Here is a 23,708-nt window from a genome sequence, read left to right as displayed (position 1 = left end):
ATTTGTCAGCTGCTGCTCTTTTTGTTCCGGCGTCCCGGCGGAGTACCTGAGTCTGCATACATATTAAGGTTACATTTTGACGGGTTCTCTTATGATTGCGGCCAATGCCGGCAGGCCTCTTTGCAGCTCATCGGGAGATGCATAGGCGTAGGAGAGCCGGAGATGCCGGCTGTCGCCGCGGTCGTACAGATCGCCGGTGTTGAGCAGCAGCCCGGCCTGCAGGGCGGACTCGAACAGCCGGCGCAGCGGCAGCGGGCGGTGCAGGGACAGCCAGATGTAGAAGCCGCCGGCAGGTGCGCTCCAGGAGGCCAGCCCGCTGAAATGGGCGTCCAGCAGCTGCAGCATCAGCGCACGCCGTTCACGCAGCCGGCCACGCAGCAGCGAAAGGTGCTCTTCGTGGTAGCCGCCGTCCAGCCACCGGGCGGCGGCCATCTGGGACAGGGAGCTTGCACCGTAATCAGTCTGCATTTTGATGTCGGCGAGCCGGCGGATGACCGGCTCCGGGCCGACGATCCAGCCGATGCGCAGGCCCGGGCTGGCCGCTTTGGAGAGTGTGCCCAGATGCAGCACTCTGCCTTCGCGGTCCAGCGCCTTCAGCGGCAGCGGGGGCGGTGCATCCAGCCACAGCTCCTGATAAGCCCCGTCCTCCAGAACCGGCAGGCCAAGCCCGCCGGACACAGCCATCAGCTCCTGCCTCCGCGCCTCATCCATGACAATTCCGGTTGGATTGTGGAAGCTCGGGATGGTGTAGAGCATGGCCGCCTTGGTCCGCAGGGCTTCCGCCGCCAGCCGGCTGACCACCATGCCGCTCTCATCCACCGGCAGGCCGCTGAACTTTATGCCTGCAGATTGAAAGGCATGAATGGAGTAGAGGTAGGACGGCTTCTCCAGCAGGATTGTCGAGCTCCGCGGCAAGAGGCCCAGCGCAATCAGCTGCAGCCCCTGGAGCGCGCCGGAGGTGATCAGAATAGAGCCGGGCTCAGCCTGAATCCCCTGCTTCAGCAGCTGGCGGCTGACGGCGCTGCGGAGCCCGGCATTGCCGAGAGGCTCCTCGTAGGCCAGGGGCGGCAGAGGCCTGGCGGCGAGTTCTGCCAGAACCCGGTTCATGGCTTCGCCGGGCAGCAGCCCAGGCGCAGGCTCACCGGTACCGAGGCGGATCAGTCCCGGCTCGAATTCAAGCCGGTTGATCGCCTGCACAGCTGGGAGATTGGGGTAATGTGTCCCCTCCTCCAGATAATCACTCCAGCTGCCGGGAGCAGTACTGTTGATACTGTGGTTGCCGGCAGCGGTAACCCGCGTCCCCCCGCCGCGCCTGCCCTCAATCAGCCCCTGCCCGGCAAGCGTTCCCAGCGCCGTCATTAACGTGCTGCGGTTCACGCCAAGCAGGCGGCTGAGCTCACGCTGCGGGGCCAGCTTCATGCCCGCGGGCCAGGCGCCGCTGCTGATCCTCGCGCTGAAGCAGGACGATATTTGCACGTGCAGCGGCAGCGGAGAAGCAGGGTCGGGCCGCCAGTCCTCCTGAAAATAAGCGGCAGGCACAGCGTTGTCGAGCGGTACGCCTGATGGTGAAGAGCTAACAGTATTTTGCGGTGTAGTGTGGGCTTGCCGGACGCCCGGCCGGCTGGCGTTCAAATTCAAAGGGCAGGCTCCTTTTCTATGCTGAGTTTATTGATGGATTGTATAAGGCTCATCTCTTTGGGCCTCTTTTAACCGGAGTATAGCATACTCTGCAGTTTGTTCTTAACATGGATGGCAGGTTGAATAAGATTTGGATGGTTACTGGCGGGACGGAAGCGTGTACGATAAACGGGCAACGGAATGGCGGAAAAGGGGAGCTTATAATGACAGAGGCAATTATACATGGAATGATTCTGGCTTTTGGACTGATTTTACCGTTAGGGGTGCAAAACATATTTGTGTTTAACCAGGGGGCGTTGCATTCACGTTTTCGCAGTGTGCTGCCCGTCGTTGTAACGGCTGCGCTGTGTGACACGCTGCTGATCGCTGCTGCGGTCGGCGGTGTGTCGCTGCTGCTGCTTACGCTGGACTGGCTGACTCCGGTAGTCTACGGGGCGGGCGTGCTGTTCCTTGGGTACATGGGCTGGCAGATATGGTCGGCGGCTCCGGCATCCGGTGAGGTGAAGCAGCTCTCAACCAGAGGGCAGGTCGGCTACGCGCTGTCAGTGTCACTGGTGAATCCGCATGCCCTGCTGGATACCGTCGGTGTTATCGGTACGGGCTCGCTCGGCTACGAAGGGGCTGAACGCTGGGCATTCGCTGCGGCAACGGCGGCTGTATCCTGGCTGTGGTTCCTGGGTCTGGCAGGGGCAGGGAGAATACTCGGACGTGCGGATACCTCAGGCAAGGCCATCCGGCTGCTGAACCGGGGATCGGCACTGCTGATCTGGGTGATGGCTGTTTATATGGGGCTTCAGCTCTGGAGAAGCTTCCAGGCCTAAAATAACCCGCATAACAGAGCGGTGACATGAAAACGGGCCCAGATGGTTAGCGGGATTACTAAAAATGTAAGGGGTGTTCCAAACAGCCGTTACAGGCTGGTGGAACACCCCCGTCTTATGTCAGCCGCCGATCTGCGACATGCGCCGCTTGGTCGGCGTATGGCTCTGGGCCTTCTTCTCCAGGGCCAGTGCCATCTCATGATTATGCGGCTTGTTGCCCAGCGCCCGGCGGAACAAGTCCTGCACGGCCGCAGGGTCCTGCACGAGCGGGCGTACATTGTATTCGTCCGCCCAGTACAGGCAGGCTTTGATGTGGCCGTCGGCCGTCAGCCTCAGCCGGTTGCAGTTGTCGCAGAAATGCTCGCTGACCGGATGGATCAGCCCGAAGGTGCCCTGCGCACCGGTAACGCGCCGGTTCTGTGAAGGGCCGTTGCCGGAGGGCATCCCGGCTTCCTCAGTTGTCCAGCCGGCCGCAGTGCAGGCGTCGATGACCGTCTCCAGCGGCAGATAGGTCTGCCGCCAGGAATCACTGGCACTGCCGATCGGCATATATTCAATGAACCGCACATTAAGCGGGCTGTTCAAAGTGAGCGAGATGAAATCCTTGATTTCATCATCATTGATGCCCTTCATCAGCACGACGTTCAGCTTGATCGGGGAGAGACCGGCCGCATGGGCGGCTTCAATTCCCTTCAGCACCCTGGAGACATCACCGCCGCGCGTGATCATCGAGAAGCGGTCCTGCTTCAGTGAATCAAGGCTGATATTCACCCGCGACAGCCCGGCCTGCTTCAGCAGGGCGGCTTTGGTGGGGAGCATCATGCCGTTGGTGGTGAGTGAGATATCGTCAATCCCTGGTATGGCAGCAATCATGGAGACAAGCTGCTCCAGATCCTTGCGCACCAGCGGTTCTCCGCCGGTGAGCCGTACTTTGCGCAGCCCGAGCGGCGCGAGCGCCTTCACTACAGCGGTAATTTCTTCATAGCTCATAATCTCGTCCTGCGGCTGGAATTGCATTCCTTCCGCCGGCATACAATAAATGCAGCGCAGGTTGCAGCGGTCTGTAACCGAAATGCGGAGATAATCATGTAATCGTCCAAAAGGGTCCGTCAACGGTTCCATAAGCTCTTCCCTTCTTCATGACGTATTTTATATTAAATTTTAAAGACTACTATAGTTTCCGTCAATAAAAGGACAACCTAAATGATAGGGGGACAATAGTACAGAGGCGCAGTCTAAATTTGACAGAAGTGCGACAATTTATCCCAATGGACATAGAATGCTCACCGAAAGCGCTTTACATGTTCGATATAATAAAGGTGCCTAGACAGAAGTCTTTACATTTGATCTTTTGCGAAAGACACAGCTATGATACCGGAAGCGCAGCAGCTGATCAGCTGCCCCAGAAGATGCGCCCGGTCAAACCAATAGGGAGGTTTTGCAAAATGACGATACCCACTGTTCCAGCGCTTGTTGTACCGGAGGTGTTTAGCCGCTGGCTCGAGAGCCGCGGTTTAATATATCAGATCTTGGTTGATTTTTACGGCAGAAAGCCGTCCCTCTCGCTTGTTGCCCAGTGGAGAGCGAACCGGCAGATGAGTATTGCTGCAGAGCTGACGGAGGGCGGACGGGAGCTGAAGCGCTACCTGTGCGGCCAGGACCCGTCGGAGCTTCCGCAGATCTGCGAGAAGGAGAAGGGCGAGTATGTGAGACTGATGAACGAGTGCTCTGCCAGCCTGTTTTCTGCACGCGAGGCTGTTCAGCTCGGCCGGGAGCAGGAATTCTGCAATGAGCTGTCCGAGCTGTATGCTTCTGCAGGTATTGTATTTAAGAAGTGCAGCGGCGAAGCAGATGACCATATCTCGATTGAACTGGAATTCATGGCCGTTATGCATGAACGGATGCTGTTCAACAGCTTCTCTGTGCGCAGCGCAATGGAGCTACTGGATATCCAGGTACGCTTCCTGGAGGAGCATCTGCTGAAGTGGACGCCGCAGTTCTGCAGCCGGCTGAATGCAGCAACGTCCAGCCCGCTGTATCTGGGCCTCAGCCATATGCTGGAGGAATTCCTGCCGCAGGATCTGCAGATGCTGCGTGCCTGGAGGGCTTCGCTGGAGAGCAGCGCCTCAACAATGGCTTAGGATGAGGGAACGTTATCCTAGCTATATCTGAATATACTTAATGCTGAAAAGGCGCCTTTCCGTTTAGGGAAGGCGCCTTTTTCGGCTTTGTATTTATAAGGAGAACCGTTGTTTAAGCGTACATTGTACAAACACTACGGCTTAGTTGACTGAGCTGCTGTGAACCAGCAGTTCTTCGAGCCAATAATTTACTCCTGGGCCCGCTTCTTGCGGAATTTCATCAGGAACTCATAGACTACCGGCACGACAACGAGTGTCAGCAGGGTAGAGCTGACCAGACCGCCGATAACGGTCACGCCGAGTCCCTTGGAAATAATGCCGGCGCTGTTCTCAAGGCCGGTAACCAGCGGAAGCAGTGCACCGATGGTGGCGAGGGCCGTCATCAGAATCGGGCGGAGGCGGGTGCCGCCGGCCTCTAGCAGGGCCTGCCGCGTGGTCATTCCTTCGTTTTCTTTGTGGATGACACGGTCAATCAGTACGATCGCGTTGGTAACGACGATCCCGATCAGCATCAGCGCACCCATGAGTGCGGAGACGTTCAGCGTCTCCCCGGCCAGCAGCAGGGCGACGAGGGCGCCAATGACGGTGAACGGCAGGGAGAACAGGATCGCGAACGGTGCCAGACCGCCGCCGAAGGTGACGACGAGCACAAAGTATACAATGGCAACGGCCGCTGCCATGGCGATTCCAAGCTGGCCGAAGGTCTCATTGATCTGCTCGGTTACACCGCCAAAGGAAACGGTGACTCCATCAGGGAGATCGAGCGCTTCTATTTTTTCCTTCACACTGTTCGAGGCACTGTTTACGTCAGTAGCGATAATGTCTGCAGTGACTTCTACGCTCATTTTACCGTCGATCCGGGTGATCGAGTCCGGCGAAGTGCCTTTTTCGATGGTTGCGACCTGGCTGACCGGCACTGTAAATCCAAGCGGCGAGGTAAGCAGAGCGTCTTCCATTTCCTTAATGCTGCTATAAGTCGTTGTATCAGCTTCAATGTAGACGTTGTAATTCTTGCCGTCCACAGCCACTTCCGTCAGCACAGGACGGGTATTCACCGGGCTCAGCTTCATAGCAAGCTGTCCGGCAGTCAGACCGAGCGAGCTGAGCTTGGCCTGATCGGCAACGATCGTGTATTGCTCATACGATTCGGAGAGGCTGGTTTCCCCGTCCTTGAAGTTTTTGGTGTCGGCATTCACAATGCCGGCTATCTCGTCGGCCACCGGCTTCAATTGCTCCAGCGTGTCGCCAAAGATATTTACAGTCAGCGTATTGCCGCCGAGGCCTCCGCCGGCCATGCCGGACATGTCACCCCACACGCCATCCGGCACTTCAGCCGTCAGATTTTCAATCAGCTCTTCTTTTACCGTTTCAAAGTCTGGAGTATCGCTGTCATAGGTAATATAGAAAAGGCCGGAGTTATTAGAGCCCATTCCCATGAACCCGCTGCCCCCGATGGAGTACTGCAGGTTGGTTACATGCTCCTGGGCGAGAATGAACTTCTCAGCCTTCAGACCCTGCTCCTGCACATCCTCTGCCGTCTGTCCGGCTTTTGGCGAGAAGGTCATGATTACACTCTTGTCCTCCTGGGACGGCATGAAGCTGACCCCGATCGGTTTGATCAGGAACAAGCTGCCTGCAAGCAGCAGTACTGCGGCTCCAAACGTAATCAGTTTATGAGAGAGACACCAGTCCAGGATTCTCTGATAGCCTGCAGCCATTCTGCCCGGTTTTTCCTCGTGTACCTTTTTGCCTTTTTTGAGGCCGCCCCGGAACAGGGAATGAGCCAGTGCAGGTACCAGGGTGATGGCCACAATCAGGGAAGCAATCAGCGAGAAGACCATGGTCAGGGCAAACGGCAGGAACAGCTCGCCCACCATTCCGCTGACAAAAGCAAGCGGCAGGAATACGGCGATCGTAACAATCGTCGAAGACATGATGGGTACGAACATTTCGCGCGTAGCCGCGCTGATCAGCTCTCTGCCGCGCAGCTTCTCGCCGGAAAGTGACATGCGGCGGTAAATATTCTCGATAACGACGATCGAGTCATCGACAACCCGGCCGATGGCGACGGTCATCGCGCCAAGTGTCATCATGTTAAGGGTAATATCCATCTGGCGCAGACACAGCACAGCAATGAGCAGCGACAGCGGAATGGAGATAATGGAAATGATGGTGGAGCGGATATTCCGCAGGAACAGCAGGATGATCAGGACCGCAAAAAGGGCGCCAAAAACAGCTTTGGACAGCATCGTATGCACAGAATCTTCAATCGGCTTACCCTGATCAAGCAGCACAGTCAGGTCAAGCGACCCGTACTGCTCTTTGAGCTCCTCGGTCTTGTCCTTGACGCTGTTTACAACCTCAACCGTGTTGGCATCATTAGCTTTCACAATCTGGATACCGATGGATTCCTTGCCGTTCGTACGGGAGATCGACTCCGATTTGCCGGTGACCTCAATCGCGGCAAGCTCTCCAAGCTTCACGGTCGGAAGCCCGGCGGCAGCTGCGGCACCTGCATTAGGCACGCCCGCACCAGCAGCACCAGCGGCACCAGCGGCACCAGCACCGGCACCGGCACCGGCTGCATTGGCACCCGTCCCGACAGCACCGCCCGCCCCTGCACCAGCACCGGCTGAACCGGCGGCTGCGGAAGGCACAAGCGGCACCGCCAGATTTTCAAGATCCTCCACCGTGCTGATGTTGCCGTCTACGACAACCGCCTTTTGCGATTCGTCCATTTCAAACAGGCCAAGCGGTACACGCAGGGACGAGGCCTGGACAATACCTTTTACCGTATCTTCGGTCAGGCCGTATTGCTTCAGCTTCGCCTGGTCGAACTTGAGGGAGACTTCCTTCACATACTGGCCGGCGATCGACACGGAGGCGACACCCTCGATATCTTCCAGGGCAGGCCGGATGTCGTTCTCGGCAATACGGGTCAGCTCCTCAAGATCCGCCGGGCCGTTGCCCGCCAGGCTGAGCGAGATAACCGGCAGCGAGCTTAGGCTGAACCGGGAAATCTGCGGCTTCCGGGCATCCTCCGGCAGGGTCACTTCATTCAGCGCCTCGCGTACAGCGGCTGTGGCATTATCCAGATTCGTTCCGTAATCGAACTCAATCTGGATGCTGGAGGCATTCTCCAGCGATGAAGATGTAATGGTCTTGACACCGTCCACATTGCGGAGCTTCTGCTCCAGCGGCTTGCTGACATCATTAACGACGCCCTCAGGCGCTGCACCCGGATATATCGTTGTAACGCTAAGATAAGGGATGCTGATATTAGGCAGTGTCTCCTGCTTCATCGTCAGACCGCTGTACAGTCCGGCGAATACGATAATGATCGTCAGGAGCCAAATCGCAAATTTGTTTTTGAGTGAAAATTGAATCAGGCTTTTCATAAGTTACGTTTCTGCTCCTCTCTCTAAAAAAGCGCATGAATTTGGAATGTAAGGCGAAACTAGCTTTTGCAGTGCTTCAAGCTCCCCGTGCACAGCAGGATAAGCCTGGAGGTTGGCGATCATTCCCCGGATAATCGCTTTGCGGGGCTCCGGCATCAGGAATTCGCTCTCCAGGATGGACAGGGAATCCAGACCAACGTCTGCATCCGGTTGACCGGCAGGCGGAGCGCCGCTGAGTGTATTCCGCATCTCTTTGATGAGCTGCAGCGGACTGCGGCGCCGGCTGTCCTCATGGCCGCTCAGCCAGCTCTCCAGCACGGCAGCGGTAATCAGCGGCTCCTGCCGGCCGGTCAGCAGGCCTTGCGCAACGATGTCGAGCAGATCAACCAGATGATCCGCCATGCGCGAGATCGCCACCTGCGATTCCTGGCCAAATATCAGCCGGATGAAGGCATGGAGCATGCCGTCCGCGAACAGGAACAGATCCCCTGTGTACGGGAGAATCTGAGGGCCGTAGAGTATGTTCAGCTTGTTCTGGAACCACAGTACAAGCGGTGCACTTGCCTTGCGGATCCATTCCGGCACCTCATTGCCGCCTTTCCCGGCCAGCTCCTGAAATTGCCGCTGCAAAAACTCGCGCAGCTCGTATACATGGGTAAGCAGAATCTCCACCTGGTTGCGCAGCTTTTCCCGCGGGCTGCTGCGGCTCTGCAGCTCTTCCCGCTGAAGCGGATCATGAATCATCCGGAAGCAGTGCATGTAGATGCTGCGCTCCAGCTCCTCCTTGGATTTGAATACCAGGTAGAGGCTGCCCTTGGAAATCCCGCATAGCTCGGCAATTTCCTGCATGGAGGTGGAGGACGAGCCTTTTACTGCGAACAGCTGCATGGCGGTCTTGATAATCAGTTCCTGTCTGTTTGCATTTTTATCAGCCACAAGCTGTTAAAGCCCCTTTCTGACTTGTTGGTTCTACAATTGACTGGAGGGTCAAAAAGATTATAGTATAGATTCCGGGCCAATTCAAACCAGTAGGAAGAAAACGATTCTTCAGGTAATATATAGATGGGAAATTCAAGTATTGAAAGGTTGAAGAAGAGAGTAGGTTGTCTATGAGAAGAGGATTGCAGGCTCTGGTCATTATTGCAGCTTTGCTGGCATTTTATTATTTCGGATTCGGCATTTTTGGCAGTACGGCGGGGACGATCATCAGTATTTTCTCCACGCTGACGGTAATCTCCATCGGCCTCGGTATTTTTATGGAGAACCGTAACCCCTCCACTACGATGGCCTGGATTCTGCTGCTGGCGCTTATTCCGGTGCTTGGACTGGTGTTTTATTTTCTGTTCGGACAGAACGTATTTAAACGGCGCAAGTATGACAAAAAAGCGCAGCGTGACCTTATGGCCTACGAGCGGATCGAGAACGATGCCCTGCATACATACCAGGACTGGTCGATATTTGATTCCACCCGCCAGAAGCTGCTGGGGCTGTCTCAGCGGCTGGCCCGGACGCCGGTCTCGTTCAGCTCGGAGACCCGGATTCTGACCAACGGGGAGGAAACGTTCGGCACGCTGCTGCTGGAGCTGCGGCAGGCGCAGCATCATATTCATATGGAGTACTACATCTTTCGGGCAGACCACATCGGGACGCGGATTCAGCAGATTCTGATCGAGAAGGCCCGTGCGGGTGTTGCCGTCAGATTTATGTACGATGCCGTGGGCAGCATGCAGCTCTCCAAGGCTTTTCTGAAGGAAATGACCGATGCGGGGGTAAGGGTGGCGGCTTACGGCAATTCCACCTCCTTTTTCTCCAGCAGGGTTAACTACCGCAATCACCGCAAAATCGTCGTGATCGACGGGGATGTGGGCTTCATGGGCGGGCTGAACGTCGGGGACGAATACCTGAGCCGGAGCAAAACGTACGGCTTCTGGCGGGATACCCATATGCTGCTGCGGGGCGAGGCTGTGCGGACGATGCAGATTATCTTCCTGCAGGACTGGCTGCATACCACCGGCGAGTCGATCCTGGAGCAGGATTATCTCTCGCCCCAGCTGCGGTTTACCAATGGGGATGGGGCCGTGCAGATTATTGCCAGCGGGCCGGATAATGAGCGGCGGGCGCTGAAGAATATCTTTTTCTCCATGATTACCTCTGCGGAAAAATCAGTGTGGATCGCCAGCCCCTACTTTATCCCGGATGAGGACATTCTGACTGCGCTGCGGGTAGCCGCCATGTCCGGGCTTGATGTGCGCCTGCTGTTTCCCGCCAAGCCGGACAAATGGCTGCCGTTCCTGGCTTCGCATTCCTATTTTCCGGCACTGCTGGAGTCCGGTGTAAAGATTTATGAATACGAGAAGGGCTTTATTCACTCCAAGCTGCTTATCATCGACGGGGAGGTGGCCACAATCGGTACAGCCAATATGGATATGCGCAGCTTCCACCTGAATTTTGAGGTGAATGCGCTGCTGCTGCAGACGGAGAGTGTGGCCCGCATTGTGGCTGATTTCGAGCGTGATCTGCTGTCCACACGCCAGATTGTGCATGAAGCTTTTATGAACAAGCGCCTGCTTGAGCGGCTGCTGGAATCGGCAGCCCGGCTCATGTCGCCGCTGCTGTAAGCAGAGGGCAGGCTGCCGCAACATAGATAAGCACACGCAAATACAATAACCGCCGGAAGAAGCGATTCAGGCTTCCCGGCGGTTATTCGTCTGCTTATGCTTAAAAAGTGGTGAAGCCCAGCCTCGTCTGCACCCGGTAAAGGAGGTATTTCAGCCAGGTAACTCCGCTCTGGTACTCCTCCAGCGGCAGGCTGTATTCGGCGCCCTCGTTATTCCACAGCCGGCTGAAGTAGCCGGTCATTTCCGCATAGAGCGGCTGATCCTGCGGTACGGACACCCACAGGTCATTTTCCAGATTATAATCATCCAGATTGCGGGTTGTGAAGTTCGTTGAGCCGCCCAGCACAATAGATTTGCCGGAAGCCTTGGCAATGAACATCAGCTTGGCATGATACTGCTCCTTGCCGGTGTTATACCAGCGGATGCCGATCTTTCCGCCGGAACGCTCGTTCAGATTCATGGCTACAGGGCGGTTGGGGATGCCGATTTTGTCGCGGCCAAAGGCATTCTGGTTCGGATCCAGCAGTAGCCGCACCTCTGCACCGCGCTCTGCTGCCTTCAGCAGCTCACGGATAACGGCATCATCGGCCAGGTAGAACATGCCCATCCAGATGGTATCGCCTTCTCCGGCACTCTGGATGCCCTCGAGTGTATATTTATAGACTTTGCCTTCGGTCAGATAGCGGATTTCCAGCGGCCCGTCTGAGTTCTCTGTAAATTCCGGCATCGTGGTCAGCAGCGGTCCTGAACCGGAGAGGTCGGCCGCGGCCTGCTCGGTTCTCAGAATGTCGGCGATAACCGGACCTTGCACCTCCAGTGCAATGTTGGAATGGTAGGCGCTCGGGTCATGCACATTGCCTGAAGAAATAAGGGCAGTATTCTCGCTGACTACCGCCTTGCGGTGATTGGCTTTTACATTCAGCAGCTTCAAATAGGAGCGTGCGGTAATATCGGGCCCGCCGCTGGCCATCAGATTGGGAATCCAGCCATTCCCGGACTGCCCGAACCACTGGATGAAGGTGCGCCATACTGCGGAGTAGGCAGGCGTGGAATCGCGGAGCTTGTCAGTATCGGTGATGACCACCTTAATGCCGGCGGCCTTCATCTCCTCCAGCAGATGGTTGGGGGCAGAGCCGTAGTTGGTATTAACCTCATCGGTGATAAAAACGATGTCCATAGCCGGATAAGCGGCTTTATGGGCAATAAGCTTATCGGTAAGCGCGCGGCTGACCGCGGGGAACTGCTGGTCTTTATGGGTATAGTCATTGAACAGGAACAGGTCGATAACGAGAAACTGTCTGGACTCCTCGATAATCTGCAGAATCCTTGGCAGAATCTGTTCTTCCCGCCCTCCGTCCGCACTGCCGTCCGGATATGTCAGGTCATGCCAGAAATGAACGTCATTAACCTTATACACCGGGCTTTCATAGGAAATCCCAGGCGGCAGTGGCTTGTTCATCTGGTAGACTATGACACCGGCCAGCCAGAGCAGAAGCAGCAGGGCTGCGCACAAAAGAATATTGCGGCGCGGCCGCCCCGGCCTGGAGGGGACAGAGGATGAGCCGCTAATGGAGTTGCTGGATTGATAAAGCTGTTCCGTTGTGCCGGGTTGTCTGCTTGAATTCATTTAAGGGTCCTCCTGAGTCTGCTCCGGTTATTGTAACTACCTATTACCTCCCGGGGAGGACAAGTGAAGCAGCTGTATCCAAAAAGCCTGAACGCCTGAACGTACATTTTTTGCTGAAGCATGGCAGGCTATTCCGTAGCATCACAGATCCGCAGGTTAACTGCATCTGATGACATAACACAGGTACGAATGTATAATGAGTGTAAATGATTTGTATAAGGTTTAAATATCTAAATACTATGAACGGGTTACGGAAAGAGAGTGGGGTGCAACGTGTACTCGATTAAACAGGTCGTCGAAATGCTGGACATACCGTCTGTCACATTGAGAGCCTGGGAAAACAGGTATCAGGCGGTTACTCCTGAGCGGACGGAATCCGGCTACAGGCTGTATACCCAGGAGAATATTGAAGACCTGCGCTGGCTGAAGGAGCAGACAGAGAAGCAGGGAATCAGTATTTCACACGCAGTCCGGCTGCTGAAGGCCCGTAAAGAAAATCCGGCTGCCGAAGGGCCGGCAGGGGGCGTCGGGACACCGCGGGAAGCCTTTGAGAAGATGAAGCAGCAGATTTATTCGGCGCTGTATGAATTCCAGGGCGAGCGGGCGAATGCGCTGATTGATTTCGGCTTTTCCATGTACGGCTATGAGTCAATGTTCCATCAGGTGCTTGTCCCGATTTTGATCAGAGTGGGCGATGCCTGGGAGGAAGGCTCGGCGACGGTGGCGCAGGAGCACTACATGACCCATATGGTCTCTAACCGCTTCTACCAGTTTTTCCACCTGTTCCCGGTGTATGCCCACTTGCCGAAAGTGCTGGCCTTCTGTCCGGAAGGGGAGCACCATCAGGTCGGTCTGCTGCTGTTTTCGCTATTTTTGCGTAAAAACGGGGTTGAAGTCGTATATCTGGGTGCCAATACCCCGGAAGCCGGTGTGGTGGCCATGCTGGAAACGCAGAGCCGGATCGGCGCGGTCTGCCTGTCGGTTACAGACAAGGAGCTGCTGCCTTACTGTAAAGAACTGATCGCACGCCTGCAGGCCATACGGCCGGGAATGCGGTTTATTCTGGGAGGCAAAGCCTATGAAGCGGCAGAGGAGCCTGTCCCGGAAGCTGCTGAGGTTATTGGGAGTCCTGCGGAACGCTGGCAGGATTGGTTTGATCATTCATTTACGGGAGCAAGAAATCATCGCTGAGACAACTTTGAATAAACCTTTCTGAATCACCTGCGGGTGGGCGGAAGGGTTTTTTTGTGCAGTTTTATGAGCCGAACAGAGGATTTCAGGGGCTGCGGCTTAAATTATCCTGCTTTTTCCGGCAATCCGGTTAGGGGTAGCTGTTTACAGGGGTAAATAAAGTATGTATGATATTTGTATCATTCATGTATAGTTTTTGTATAATGTTTACCGGCACGTATTCATACGATTGATGAAATCGAATCCAAGTGAATAGGGAGTGGGATTGATGACTGGAAAAAGCGCCGCAAAGGTTGCGGTGGTCGGTGCCGGACCGGGAGGGCTGGCTGCTGCCATGCTTCTGGCCGCAAAGGGATACGAGGTAGAGGTCTTTGAGAAGCAGGATACGGTCGGCGGAAGATCGGGCGAGCTGCGGCTGGGGGAATACCGTTTTGACCGCGGGGCCACCTTTCTGATGATGCCGCATCTGCTGGAGGAGCTGTTTACTCTGGCGGGACGCTCCCTGCACAGCTATGTTTCCATGAAGGAGCTAAACCCGCTGTATTCACTGCATTTCGGGGACACCGTGTTCCGGCCGTCTACCAATCAGGAGCAGACCGAAGCAGAGATTGAGCGGCTGTTTCCGGGGAACGGGGCCGGTTACCGCCGGTTTATGGCTGACGAGGACGATAAGTTTACAAGGGTCATGCCGCTGCTTCAGCGCCCTTTTCAGTCACCTGCAGATTACATAAAAAGAGATGTGCTGCACGCGCTGCCGAGGCTTCATGCCACCGATACGGTGTACAACCGGCTGTCGAAGTATTTTGACGATGAACGGCTGCGGTACGCTTTCACCTTCCAGGCCAAATACCTTGGGATGTCGCCCTGGGAATGCCCGGGAACGTTTACGATTCTGTCTTATCTGGAGCACCGTTACGGTCTGTATCATCCTGAAGGCGGGATTAACAAGGTGCTGGAGGCTATGGCGGATGTGATCAGAGAGCACGGAGGACAGATCCGTACTTCAAGTGCAGTGAACCGGATATTGGTTAATAACCATCATGCCTCCGGCCTGCTGCTGGAGGACGGGGAAAAGGTGCAAGCCGATTACGTTGTGCTCGGTGCTGACTTCGGGACCGCAGTGACCCGGCTGTTCGAGCCGGGGCTGCTCAAAAAATATACGCCGGTCAAGATGGCGCGCAAGCGCTATTCCTGCTCCACCGCAATGCTGTACCTCGGTGTGGACGGCGCCGTTGACCTCGGCCATCATTCTGTTCATTTCTCGGGTGATTACCGCCGCAATGTTGACGAGATTACACGCCAGGGAGTCCTGTCGGCGGACCCGTCCATTTATATACACAATCCTTCGGTGATTGACGCTACTCTGGCTCCGGCCGGCAAATCTTCCCTGTATGTGCTGATGCCCGTTCCCAATCTGCAGGCCGGTATTGACTGGCGGCAGGAGGGGCCGGCTGTGAGGGCGCAGATGATGGAGCGGCTGGAGCGTATCCCGCAGCTTGCCGGCCTGTCTTCCCGGGTAGAGGAGAGCAAATTCTTCTCGCCGCTGGACTGGCGGGACAATCTGGATGTATATAACGGCGCAACCTTCAATCTGGCCCATAACCTTGGCCAGATGATGTATCTGCGTCCGCATAATACCTTCCAGGAGGTGTCCGGCATCTGGCTGGTCGGCGGCGGAACGCATCCGGGCAGCGGGCTGCCGACGATCTTTGAGTCGGCGAAGATCAGTGCGCGCCTGCTTGAGGAGCATGACCGCGCCGCCCGCAGCCGGTCCGTTGCCGTAGCAGGCGCAGCGGGCAGCGGGGTGCCGCTGTGAGCCGCGTGGCTATCGTCGGCGGCGGCATCGGCGGGCTGACGGCGGCGCTGCTGCTGAGCCGCCAGGGGCAGCAGGTTGTGATTTATGAGCGCGCCCACCGGGTAGGCGGGCGAGTCGCCTTTGAAGAGGAGGGACCGTACCGGATAGATCAGGGGCCGACCATTGTGCTGCTGCCGGAGATGCTGAACGGCATTCTGGAGGAAGGCGGGCTTCCGCCCGGCAGCCTTGAGCTGCTGCGCTGCGATCCGCTCTGCCGGATTCACTTCCGGAGCGGGCGTGTGCTGACCAAGGTGGCGGGCCTGGAAGAACAGGCAGCGGAGATCGACCGCGAATTCCCCGGAGAAGGCAGCGGCTTCCTCCGGTTTATGAGCGATATGGCCGGGCTGTTCCCCCGGGGCAAGGCCTCCTTCCTGGAGCAGCCGTTCCACCGGCGGCGTGAATTCTTCAGTCCGGCGAATCTGCGGCTGATGAGCCGTCTGCGTGCCTACCGCAGCCTGCGGTCAGCGGTCGGCAGCTATTTCCGCAGTGAGGAGCTGCGGGACGCCTTCTCGCTGCAGAGCCTGTACATCGGCGGTGCCCCGTTCCGCACCCCGGGCATATACACGATGCTGCCGTATGCAGAGAGCGCCTTCGGCATCTGGATGCTGAAGGGCGGCTACGGGCAGCTTCCGCAGATTCTCTCCCGTGAGCTTCTCAGCCGCGGGGTTGAGATTCATACCGGTACAGAGGTTGAGGGCCTGTCCGTTGAAGACGGACGTTGCACCGGCATCACAGCCGGCGGTGTCAAACATTCGTATGATGCTGTGCTCTACAACGGCGAATTCCCGCAGCTGGAGGGGCTTCTGCCGGAGCAGCTGTTCACCGGAAATACAGCTGCCGGTAATACGGCTGTGCAGCGCAATTCAGGTGCAAGAGGCCGGATCAAGCGCGGACGGTACCAGCCCTCCTCGGGCTGTGTGCTAATCTATGCCGGAACGGACCGGCGCTGGCCGGAGTCCGAGACCCATCAGTTTTTTCTGCCGGACAGCCTGAACGACAATCTCCGGGAATTGTTTGACCAAGGCAGAATTTCACAGCTGCCGTCCTATTATGTATTTAACCCCGCTGCGCTTGACGGCACTGCGGCGCCGCCGGGACAAAGTGTGCTCTATTTCCTGATTCCCGTTCCGGCTGATCCGGGGCTGGACTGGGAGGCCATTGCCGGTCCTCTGGCTGAACGTGTCCTGGATGATGCTGAGCAGAGAGGCTTTCCGGGACTGAAGGCCAGTCTCCGGTGGAAGAAGATCCGTACCCCTGCGGATGCGCACAAGGATGGCCTGTATGGCGGCGGCAGCTTCGGTATTGCTCCGGTGCTCAGCCAGCTCGGGGTATTCCGCCCGCAGCCCCGGCCTTATCCGATAAAAGGCCTCTATGCCGCAGGCGCTTCCGTTCATCCGGGCGGGGGCGTGCCGATTGTCATGCAGGGAGCAAGGATGGCTGTCCATGAACTTATGAAGGAGATGAAATAATGATAAATGAGAGCATTATGCGTGAGTGTGAGGAACTGATGAAGAAGGGCTCGACCTCCTTTCATAAAGCGTTTGCCGGGCTGCCGAGCCCGCGCCGGGAAGCGGTGCATGTCATCTACGCCTTCTGCAGGATTATTGACGACAGTGTGGATGAGCCGGACAAGTCACCGTACACGATCCATGAGCTGCGCTGGCATTTTACGCGGCTTGAGGAAGCGGAGGGCCATTTCATCTGGCCGGCGCTGCGCTGGCTGTTCGCCAGCTTTCCGAAGCTTACGCATGAACCGTTCCTGCTGCAGATGCAGGGTCAGCTCGGAGATCTGACGTTCACCCATTATGAGACCATGGAGGAGCTGGAACGCTATTGTTACCTGGTGGCCGGCACTGTGGGCGAAATGCTGCTTCCGGTTCTGCGCGACGATTCGGATGAGGATGTGCAGGCGGCAGGCATAGCACTGGGTATCGGCATGCAGATAGTCAACATTATCCGTGATGTCGGCGAGGATCTGCGGCGGGGCAGGCGTTATGTACCGCTTGCGCTTATGCATAAGCACGGGTACAGCCAGGAGGAGCTGGAGTCGGGGGTAGTCAACCAGCGTTTTATCAATGTCATTGAAGAGCTCCGCCGGGAGGCACTGGGCTGGTTCGAGAAGGGCCTTGCCCACGTGGAGACTTATCCGCCCGAGAGCGGTCTGGCTGTGGAGCTGGCGGCGGCATTTTATGCGGCTATTCTGGATTCGGTGATTGAAGCCGGATACGATGTATTCAACAACAGGGCGTATGTCAGCGATGAAGCCAAGCTGCGGATGCTGGGACGCACAGCAGCGAGATATGCCTCAAGGCTGGGCAGCAGACCCGGTAAAGCGGCGGTACTATAGATGGTCAGGACTGTTTTCTGGGTCTGGTACGCTATTGGGGCAATGCTGCTGATTTTTTTCAGTGTTCCGCAAGGACTGCAGTTTTCAAATGGTCTGTTTCTGGTTTTTTATGCTGTTTATGCCGCTGAACTGTTCATCAAGGGATTTGAGCGCCCCATTGTGGCCGACCAGTCAGTCATTTTTTCGCGGCGGCTCCGCCCGCTCCATCTCCTCGTCTCTGCTGCACTTATCTGGACCGGCGGGATGGCTGTGGAATGGTTCGGCGTTCATACCGGGCATCTGTTCGGCAGCTACGGATATTCCGATATCCTTGGTCCGCTGCTCTACGGTGTGCCTGTAACGCTGGGCTTTGCCTGGATTGCTGTTGTCTGTAATGCTGTCCTGCTATGCCGGGATTTCGGCCAGTCCGGCTGGCGGCTTATGCTGCTGCGGGCGGTGCAGGTGGGCTTCTGGACCGTTTTGCTGGACCTGGTGCTTGATCCGGTTGCCCATGCGCGGGGCTTCTGGACCTGGGGGGACGGAGGCGGCTTCTACGGAGTGCCCGTGAGCAACTTCATAGGCTGGCTGATTGCCGGATCGCTGCTGTCACTCTTCATTCCGGCTGTCCGCCTAACCGGCAGGGCAGTGCGTCGCGGTACTAGGCTCTATCAGGCGGTAATCATCATGTTCGGTCTTGTCGGCCTGCGTGAAGGGCTTCCCCTGTGCATCATTATCGCCGGTATCGGGGCAGTTCTGGCAGAAGGGAGCCTGCGCTATGCTGGAAGCGGCCAAATCCCGAAGCTTTGATGCGCTGTTCAGCCGCTATAATACCTTCTATCTGCTGCGCAGGCACTTTCGCTTCATCGGAATATCAGGTGACCTGCAACCGGGTTCAGCGGGGAACAGGCCGGTGCTGTACATTATGAACCACAGCTCCTGGTGGGACGGTCTGCTGGCCTATCACGCCGCAAGAAGGCTGACCCGCCGCAGGCAGTATTTCATGATGGAGGAGGGGCAGCTGCGCAAATTTCAGTTTTTCCGCCGTTTGGGTGCTTATTCTATCAACCGGGATGAGCCGGCGGATGTCCGTGCCTCGCTGCGTTATACAGCCAGACTGCTTGGTGAAGGCGGCAGCGTGTGGATGTATCCCGAGGGGGAGCTTCTGCCGCTGGAGCGCCGCCCGCTGCAGCTCAAGGAAGGGGCAGCTATCGTGCTCCGCCTTTGTCCGGATGCGGCTGTTGTACCCGTGACCCTGTATCATGGACTGTTCTTCCATCCTAAGCCGGAAGCGACAATTCTGGCGGGGGAACCGCTGATGCAGCGGTGGAAGGAAATGGACAGGAGCAGCATTTCCGCGCTGCTGGCCTCCTGTCTGGAGGAACAGCTGGACAGTCACCGCCAGCTGATTATTGATCATAAGGGGCATATGCCGGCCTGCTTCACACCGCTGATCAAGACCGGAAACTCGGTTCATGAACGATACGATGCCTGGCGGAGGGGAAGCTGATGATTGCTGTTCTTCAGGGAATAACCGGAATGATCCTGCTGCAGCTGGCATTCGCCGTCTGGAATGCTTCACGGCTCCCGGTGCTCGGTGCACAGCATAGCAAGGAAGCGGCAGGTCTAAAGGAAGTAGATTACAGAAAGCTTCTATCAGTTCCCTCAGCTGCAGACCCCCAAAAAAATTTGGCGGAATCTGCGGCTTCACATAGCCCCGTCTTATCCGTGCTGATTCCGGCGCGTGATGAGGCGGCCAATATCGCCGGCTGCCTGAACTCCGTGCTTGCCTGCGGCACTGCTGCGAGCCGCATTGAGATTATCGTGCTGGATGACCGTTCAACAGACGGCACAGCAGAGCTTGCCGCAGCTGCGGGGGGCGCACGGGTGCAGGTGCTTGCAGGAGCCGGGCTGCCGGAAGGCTGGGCAGGCAAATGCCATGCCTGCGCCCAGCTGGCAGAGGCAGCTGGGGGAGAGTGGCTGCTGTTCCTTGATGCTGACATCCGCCTGCAGCCGCAGGCGCTTGAAGCAGCATTAGCCTCAGCAGAGGCACAGGGCAGCGGTCTGATCACCGGCTTTCCGCGGCAGCAGACCGGATCCTGGCTGGAACGCCTGGCGGTTCCGCTAATGGTGTTCACCATTGTCTGCCACCTGCCGGTTCCGCTTGTCCGCCGCTCCAGGGACCCGCGGTTTGTAGCCGCCCACGGCGGGTTTATGCTGATCCACCGGGACAGCTACATCCGCTGCGGCGGGCATGGCGGCATCCGCAACGAGCTGGTGGATGATATGGCACTGGCCAGAGCGGTCAAGCTTGCCGGTGAACCGGTAACCCTGGCAGACATTACAGGGTATACAGAAATGCGGATGTATCACAATGCCCGGGAGGTCTGGAAGGGCTACCGCAAAAATATTTACGCCGGCCTTGGGCGCAAACCGGCGCTGCTGCTGGGTGTACTCCTGTTCTATGCGCTTCTGTACGTATTGCCGGTTATTGCTGCGCTTTGGGCTGTAATTACCGGAGACACGGGCGCCCTGCTGTGGGCGGCAGCCGCCATAGCCGGAGGAGCTGCAGTAAAAAGAACAGCAGACAGGGCAGGCAGGCAGCCCTTCTGGTTCTGCCTGCTGCTGCCGGCAAGTATTGTAAGCCTGATTGCCATTGGAGCCGCATCCTGGCGCGGCAGTGTATCCGGCCAGGGCTATGAATGGAAAGGGAGGCGTTACCGTTGAACAAGCAGGCGGTTATTATCGGTGCCGGCTTCGGCAGCCTGTCCTGTGCAGTCACGCTGGCGGCAAAGGGCTGGAAGGTGACCGTGCTGGAGCGGCAGGATCAGCCCGGCGGCAAGCTGCAGCGGGTAACGGAGCACGGGTACACCTTTGACAGGGGACCCAGCACCATCACCATGCCGCATGTCTTCCGCTCGCTCTATGAGCTTGCCGGTGCCAAGATGGAGGACTATGTCGAGCTGTATGAGCTGGAACCGCGGACACGGAATGTTTTTGCAGATGGACATACGGTTGATTTATCCAGGGATACAGCGTATATGCGTGAACAGATAGCCGCCTACTCTCCTAATGACGCTGGCCGCTATGGGGAATTCATGGCCGAAGCTGAACTTTTGTACCAGCTGAGCGAGAAGCAGTTCCTGAACCGGATCCTGCTCTCCTGGAAAGATAAGCTGTCCCTGCCGCTGGTGCGGGATCTGCTGCGTGTCCGGCCGTTTCTCACCCTGCAGTCACTGCTGGAGCGATATTTCAGGCATCCGAATACTCTTGCTATGCTGGGACGCTACGCCACCTATGTCGGATCCTCCCCCTACCAGTCTCCGGCAATCTTTGCGATGCTCGGTCATGTGGAGGCCAAACTTGGCGTATACGGTGTAAAAGGCGGTACATATAAGCTCGTGGAAGGGCTGGTGGCGCTGGCCCGGAGGCTTGGCGTAGAAATCGTTACCGGAACCGAGGTTACAGGCATCGCCGTGGCGGGAGGGAAGGCTGAAGGGGTGGAGACTTCACGGGGCTTTTACCCTGCGCGGACTGTCATTGCCGGGGGCGATGTACTCAGCGTCAGCCGCCTGCTGCTGCCGGAAGCTTCCCGCCGGACGATGAGTGACCGAAAGATCGAGCGCTATGAGCCCTCGCTGTCGGGTCTGGTGACCCTTGCCGGTGTGAGGCGGAAATATGAGCAGCTGCTGCATCACACGGTATTTTTTCCGGAGCAATATGAGCCTGAGTTCACAGACCTTTTTGACAAAAGGCGTCCTCCGCAAAATCCGGCAGTGTACGTATGCTACTCCGGTTACTCTGAGCCCGGTATGGCCCCGGTTGACGGCAGTAATCTGTTTATTCTGGGTAACGCCCCATATCTGAACAGCGGCTGCGACTGGGCCAGAGAGACGGAGGTATACGGGCAGCGGATTGCAGAGACACTTAAAGGCTTCGGGCTCACGGGGCTTGAGCAGGCAGAGGTGCTTCAGCGGTATACCCCGCAGAACCTCGCCGCCGATACCCTCGCCCACCGGGGAGCGATATATGGCATTTCCTCGAATTCCGTCCGCCAGACCTTCTTCCGCCCGGCTAACCGTTCCAGGGATATTCAAGGGCTGTGGTATGTGGGCGGAACCACGCATCCCGGTGGAGGGACGCCGGTCGTATCCCTGTCCGGGAGGCTTGTAGGCGAGCATATTGCAGGCGGGGGCTAGCAGCTGCCTGCGTTTCTGTCATTTGCAGGGCAGCGATGCTATAATGAAGCGTGCTCTTGGCATAAGAGATGCCGGCCGGTCCGGCATTTTGCGGATATATACAAATTAGAAGCAAAGGGAGGGGACAGCATGGAACATTTGCCGCCAGAGACAACTCAATCCTTGACGGCTGAAGCGGGCGGGGACACGCTGCCGCCGGGCAGTACGGGGGAAAGGTCCCTTATGCCTTCCTCCACAACAGGGGAGCGCAAGCTTGAGCATGTGCGTCTCTGTCTGAATGAGGATGTGGGCGGCAGCGGAATTACGACCGGGCTGGAAGAATACAAGTTCCTGCACAATGCGCTGCCTGAGCTGAATTTCGACGACATTTCACTGCGCACGGTCTTTCTGGGGCGTGAGCTGCAGACACCGCTGCTGATCAGCTCCATGACCGGCGGCAGCAAGGCGACCGGCGCAATTAACGGAAGACTGGCTGAAGTGGCCGGGCGCCGGGGCTGGGCGCTTGGTGTGGGCTCGGTGCGGGCGGCGGTGGAGCGTGCGGAGCTGGCCGAGACCTTCCGGGTGCGTGAGCGGGCTCCGGGAATTCCGGTCATCGCCAATATAGGTGCCGTGCAGCTGTCCTACGGCTTCGGCGTGGAGGAGTGCCGGCGGGCTGTAGAAATCGCCGGGGCGGACTGGCTTGTTCTGCATCTGAACGGGCTGCAGGAGGTATTTCAGCCGGAGGGAAACACCGGCTTCTCCTCCCTGCTTGCCGCGATCGAGAAGGTCTGCCGGGCGCTGCCGGTGCCGGTCGGCATCAAGGAGGTCGGCTGGGGCATAGACGGCGGAACGGCGCTCAGGCTGTATAATGCCGGAGCGGCCTTCATCGACGTGGCGGGTGCAGGCGGCACCTCCTGGAGCCAGGTGGAGAAATTCCGCAGCACCGACCCTGTGCGGCGGGCGGCGGCGGAAGCCTTCGCCGACTGGGGCATTCCGACGGCCGAATGCATCCGCGGAGTGCGGGCGGCCGCTCCGCACGGCGCGCTGATCGGCAGCGGCGGCCTGAGACATGGCGTAGACGCCGCCAAAGCAATCGCGCTCGGCGCCGATCTGGCCGGCTTTGGCCGCAGCCTGCTCGGGCCTGCAGTGGAATCCGAGGAGGCGCTCGACCGGGCGCTGGCCCAGGTGGAGCTGGAGCTGCGGATTGCCATGTTCGGCATCGGCGCAGCCGACCTGTCTGCGCTCCGGGGAACGCCGCGCCTGCTCAAGCGGTAATAATGAATGAAGTACAAAGGAAGTGCTTAACAAATGATCAAGCTGGTACGGATGGACGAACCGACCTTTCAATTTTTTCTGAAGCAGTCGACCCGCGATTATGCGGAGGACAAAGTAAGAATCGGCGCCTGGGAGCAGGACACGGCGATGCAGTTGTCCCGGGACGAGATGAACCGTTATCTGCCGCAGGGGCTTCATACTGAAGGCGCCTTTTTATATTCTATTGTGGAGGACACCGGCAATACCCAGGCCGGCTATATCTGGTTCAACGTGGCTCAGGGCCGGCAGGGCAAGGAAGCCTTCATTTATGATTTCTATATCTTCGAGCCTTATCAGCAGAAGGGATATGGAAGCATGGCGCTGACGCTGCTGGATGAGGAGGCGCGCTCCATGGGTGTAACACGGATTGGCCTGCATGTTTTCGGTGATAATGACCGCGCCTTTAAGCTGTATCAGAAGATGGGCTACGGGATTACGGATATTACGATGTCCAAAAAGCTGTAGCGGAAGTTAAGCTAATATTGCAAAAGTATGGAAGGCTCCTTTGGGGTCTTTTTTGCTGTACGGAATCCTGCACGGGAGCCCGGTACCTCTAACGGACAGGAAAGCCTTTATTTCTGGAAAAGAACATTTCGTCAGGCTA

The 23,708-nt window shown here is 57.4% G+C and carries 18 protein-coding genes; 13 read left to right on the top strand and 5 right to left on the bottom strand.

Going from position 1 to position 23,708, the window contains the following annotated elements:
- Window positions 1–69: 69 nt before the first annotated feature.
- The gene (locus AC4G46_RS30280) at window positions 70–1,638 is read right to left on the bottom strand and encodes an aminotransferase-like domain-containing protein (RefSeq protein WP_491125883.1); all 1,569 of its coding nucleotides are present in this window, start codon (window positions 1,636–1,638) and stop codon (window positions 70–72) included.
- A 203-nt stretch (window positions 1,639–1,841) separates the two neighbouring features.
- Between AC4G46_RS30280 and AC4G46_RS30275 the strand changes: the two genes are divergently transcribed.
- Window positions 1,842–2,459 (top strand): LysE/ArgO family amino acid transporter, encoded by a 618-nt coding sequence (locus AC4G46_RS30275; protein WP_491125882.1) that lies wholly within the window; start codon window positions 1,842–1,844, stop codon window positions 2,457–2,459.
- Between the two features lie 120 nt (window positions 2,460–2,579).
- Here the strand turns inward: AC4G46_RS30275 and moaA are convergent, their stop codons facing one another.
- A complete protein-coding gene (gene moaA / locus AC4G46_RS30270; RefSeq protein ID WP_491125881.1) occupies window positions 2,580–3,581 on the bottom strand; it encodes a GTP 3',8-cyclase MoaA in 1,002 nt (333 codons plus the stop codon).
- Window positions 3,582–3,904: 323 nt separating this feature from the next.
- Here moaA and AC4G46_RS30265 point away from each other — a divergent pair, with 323 nt between their 5' ends.
- The gene (locus AC4G46_RS30265; protein WP_491125880.1) at window positions 3,905–4,600 is read left to right on the top strand and encodes a TorD/DmsD family molecular chaperone; all 696 of its coding nucleotides are present in this window, start codon (window positions 3,905–3,907) and stop codon (window positions 4,598–4,600) included.
- A 188-nt stretch (window positions 4,601–4,788) separates the two neighbouring features.
- Here AC4G46_RS30265 and AC4G46_RS30260 read toward each other — a convergent pair whose 3' ends face one another.
- Both AC4G46_RS30260 and AC4G46_RS30255 read right to left on the bottom strand, forming a co-directional pair.
- Window positions 4,789–7,998, bottom strand: a complete 3,210-nt coding sequence (locus AC4G46_RS30260) for an efflux RND transporter permease subunit (RefSeq protein ID WP_491125879.1) — start codon at window positions 7,996–7,998, stop codon at window positions 4,789–4,791.
- A gap of 3 nt (window positions 7,999–8,001) precedes the next feature.
- Window positions 8,002–8,934: a TetR/AcrR family transcriptional regulator gene (locus AC4G46_RS30255; protein WP_491125878.1), complete on the bottom strand. Its 933-nt coding sequence runs from the start codon at window positions 8,932–8,934 to the stop codon at window positions 8,002–8,004.
- A gap of 173 nt (window positions 8,935–9,107) precedes the next feature.
- Between AC4G46_RS30255 and cls the strand changes: the two genes are divergently transcribed.
- Window positions 9,108–10,616 (top strand): cardiolipin synthase, encoded by a 1,509-nt coding sequence (gene cls, locus AC4G46_RS30250; protein ID WP_068728371.1) that lies wholly within the window; start codon window positions 9,108–9,110, stop codon window positions 10,614–10,616.
- 100 nt (window positions 10,617–10,716) lie between these two features.
- Here the strand turns inward: cls and AC4G46_RS30245 are convergent, their stop codons facing one another.
- Window positions 10,717–12,243 carry a phospholipase D family protein gene (locus AC4G46_RS30245; RefSeq protein ID WP_491125877.1) on the bottom strand — a complete coding sequence of 509 codons (1,527 nt, stop codon included), beginning with the start codon at window positions 12,241–12,243 and terminating at the stop codon, window positions 10,717–10,719.
- Between the two features lie 273 nt (window positions 12,244–12,516).
- Here AC4G46_RS30245 and AC4G46_RS30240 point away from each other — a divergent pair, with 273 nt between their 5' ends.
- From AC4G46_RS30240 to AC4G46_RS30195, 10 genes are all read left to right on the top strand, one after another.
- Window positions 12,517–13,434 (top strand): MerR family transcriptional regulator, encoded by a 918-nt coding sequence (locus tag AC4G46_RS30240; protein ID WP_491125876.1) that lies wholly within the window; start codon window positions 12,517–12,519, stop codon window positions 13,432–13,434.
- Window positions 13,435–13,702: 268 nt separating this feature from the next.
- Window positions 13,703–15,250 (top strand): phytoene desaturase family protein, encoded by a 1,548-nt coding sequence (locus AC4G46_RS30235; protein WP_491125875.1) that lies wholly within the window; start codon window positions 13,703–13,705, stop codon window positions 15,248–15,250.
- Window positions 15,247–16,758 carry a phytoene desaturase family protein gene (locus tag AC4G46_RS30230; RefSeq protein WP_491125874.1) on the top strand — a complete coding sequence of 504 codons (1,512 nt, stop codon included), beginning with the start codon at window positions 15,247–15,249 and terminating at the stop codon, window positions 16,756–16,758. The genes AC4G46_RS30235 and AC4G46_RS30230 overlap by 4 nt, the downstream gene beginning before the upstream one ends.
- On the top strand, window positions 16,758–17,636 hold the full coding sequence (locus AC4G46_RS30225) for a phytoene/squalene synthase family protein (protein ID WP_491125873.1): 879 nt from the start codon (window positions 16,758–16,760) through the stop codon (window positions 17,634–17,636). The genes AC4G46_RS30230 and AC4G46_RS30225 overlap by 1 nt, the downstream gene beginning before the upstream one ends.
- Window positions 17,637–18,422 (top strand): carotenoid biosynthesis protein, encoded by a 786-nt coding sequence (locus AC4G46_RS30220; RefSeq protein ID WP_491125872.1) that lies wholly within the window; start codon window positions 17,637–17,639, stop codon window positions 18,420–18,422.
- The gene (locus tag AC4G46_RS30215; protein ID WP_491125871.1) at window positions 18,391–19,122 is read left to right on the top strand and encodes a lysophospholipid acyltransferase family protein; all 732 of its coding nucleotides are present in this window, start codon (window positions 18,391–18,393) and stop codon (window positions 19,120–19,122) included. The genes AC4G46_RS30220 and AC4G46_RS30215 overlap by 32 nt, the downstream gene beginning before the upstream one ends.
- Entirely contained in the window at window positions 19,122–20,339 is a 1,218-nt protein-coding gene (locus AC4G46_RS30210; RefSeq protein WP_491125870.1) for a glycosyltransferase family 2 protein, read from the top strand. The genes AC4G46_RS30215 and AC4G46_RS30210 overlap by 1 nt, the downstream gene beginning before the upstream one ends.
- Window positions 20,315–21,811, top strand: coding sequence for a phytoene desaturase family protein (locus AC4G46_RS30205; RefSeq protein ID WP_491125869.1), 1,497 nt, complete (start codon window positions 20,315–20,317; stop codon window positions 21,809–21,811). The genes AC4G46_RS30210 and AC4G46_RS30205 overlap by 25 nt, the downstream gene beginning before the upstream one ends.
- A gap of 222 nt (window positions 21,812–22,033) precedes the next feature.
- The gene (fni, locus tag AC4G46_RS30200; protein ID WP_491129013.1) at window positions 22,034–23,065 is read left to right on the top strand and encodes a type 2 isopentenyl-diphosphate Delta-isomerase; all 1,032 of its coding nucleotides are present in this window, start codon (window positions 22,034–22,036) and stop codon (window positions 23,063–23,065) included.
- A 33-nt stretch (window positions 23,066–23,098) separates the two neighbouring features.
- Complete coding sequence (locus AC4G46_RS30195) at window positions 23,099–23,569, top strand: GNAT family N-acetyltransferase (RefSeq protein ID WP_491125868.1); 471 nt, start codon at window positions 23,099–23,101, stop codon at window positions 23,567–23,569.
- Window positions 23,570–23,708: the final 139 nt, after the last annotated feature.

The sequence above is a fragment of the Paenibacillus sp. fava2 genome (assembly GCF_058313675.1).
Note: the sequence above shows the minus strand (reverse complement) of the source record. Positions and strands in the feature narration are given on the sequence as shown.

Coding starts and splice junctions, on each gene's coding strand:
- AC4G46_RS30275 (WP_491125882.1), top strand. CDS start 1,842: ATGACAGAGGCAATTATACATGGAATGATTCTGGCTTTTGGACTGATT.
- moaA (WP_491125881.1), bottom strand. CDS start 3,581: ATGGAACCGTTGACGGACCCTTTTGGACGATTACATGATTATCTCCGC.
- AC4G46_RS30265 (WP_491125880.1), top strand. CDS start 3,905: ATGACGATACCCACTGTTCCAGCGCTTGTTGTACCGGAGGTGTTTAGC.
- AC4G46_RS30260 (WP_491125879.1), bottom strand. CDS start 7,998: ATGAAAAGCCTGATTCAATTTTCACTCAAAAACAAATTTGCGATTTGG.
- cls (WP_068728371.1), top strand. CDS start 9,108: ATGAGAAGAGGATTGCAGGCTCTGGTCATTATTGCAGCTTTGCTGGCA.
- AC4G46_RS30245 (WP_491125877.1), bottom strand. CDS start 12,243: ATGAATTCAAGCAGACAACCCGGCACAACGGAACAGCTTTATCAATCC.
- AC4G46_RS30235 (WP_491125875.1), top strand. CDS start 13,703: ATGACTGGAAAAAGCGCCGCAAAGGTTGCGGTGGTCGGTGCCGGACCG.
- AC4G46_RS30225 (WP_491125873.1), top strand. CDS start 16,758: ATGATAAATGAGAGCATTATGCGTGAGTGTGAGGAACTGATGAAGAAG.
- AC4G46_RS30220 (WP_491125872.1), top strand. CDS start 17,637: ATGGTCAGGACTGTTTTCTGGGTCTGGTACGCTATTGGGGCAATGCTG.
- AC4G46_RS30215 (WP_491125871.1), top strand. CDS start 18,391: ATGCTGGAAGCGGCCAAATCCCGAAGCTTTGATGCGCTGTTCAGCCGC.
- AC4G46_RS30210 (WP_491125870.1), top strand. CDS start 19,122: ATGATTGCTGTTCTTCAGGGAATAACCGGAATGATCCTGCTGCAGCTG.
- AC4G46_RS30205 (WP_491125869.1), top strand. CDS start 20,315: ATGGAAAGGGAGGCGTTACCGTTGAACAAGCAGGCGGTTATTATCGGT.
- fni (WP_491129013.1), top strand. CDS start 22,034: ATGCCTTCCTCCACAACAGGGGAGCGCAAGCTTGAGCATGTGCGTCTC.
- AC4G46_RS30195 (WP_491125868.1), top strand. CDS start 23,099: ATGATCAAGCTGGTACGGATGGACGAACCGACCTTTCAATTTTTTCTG.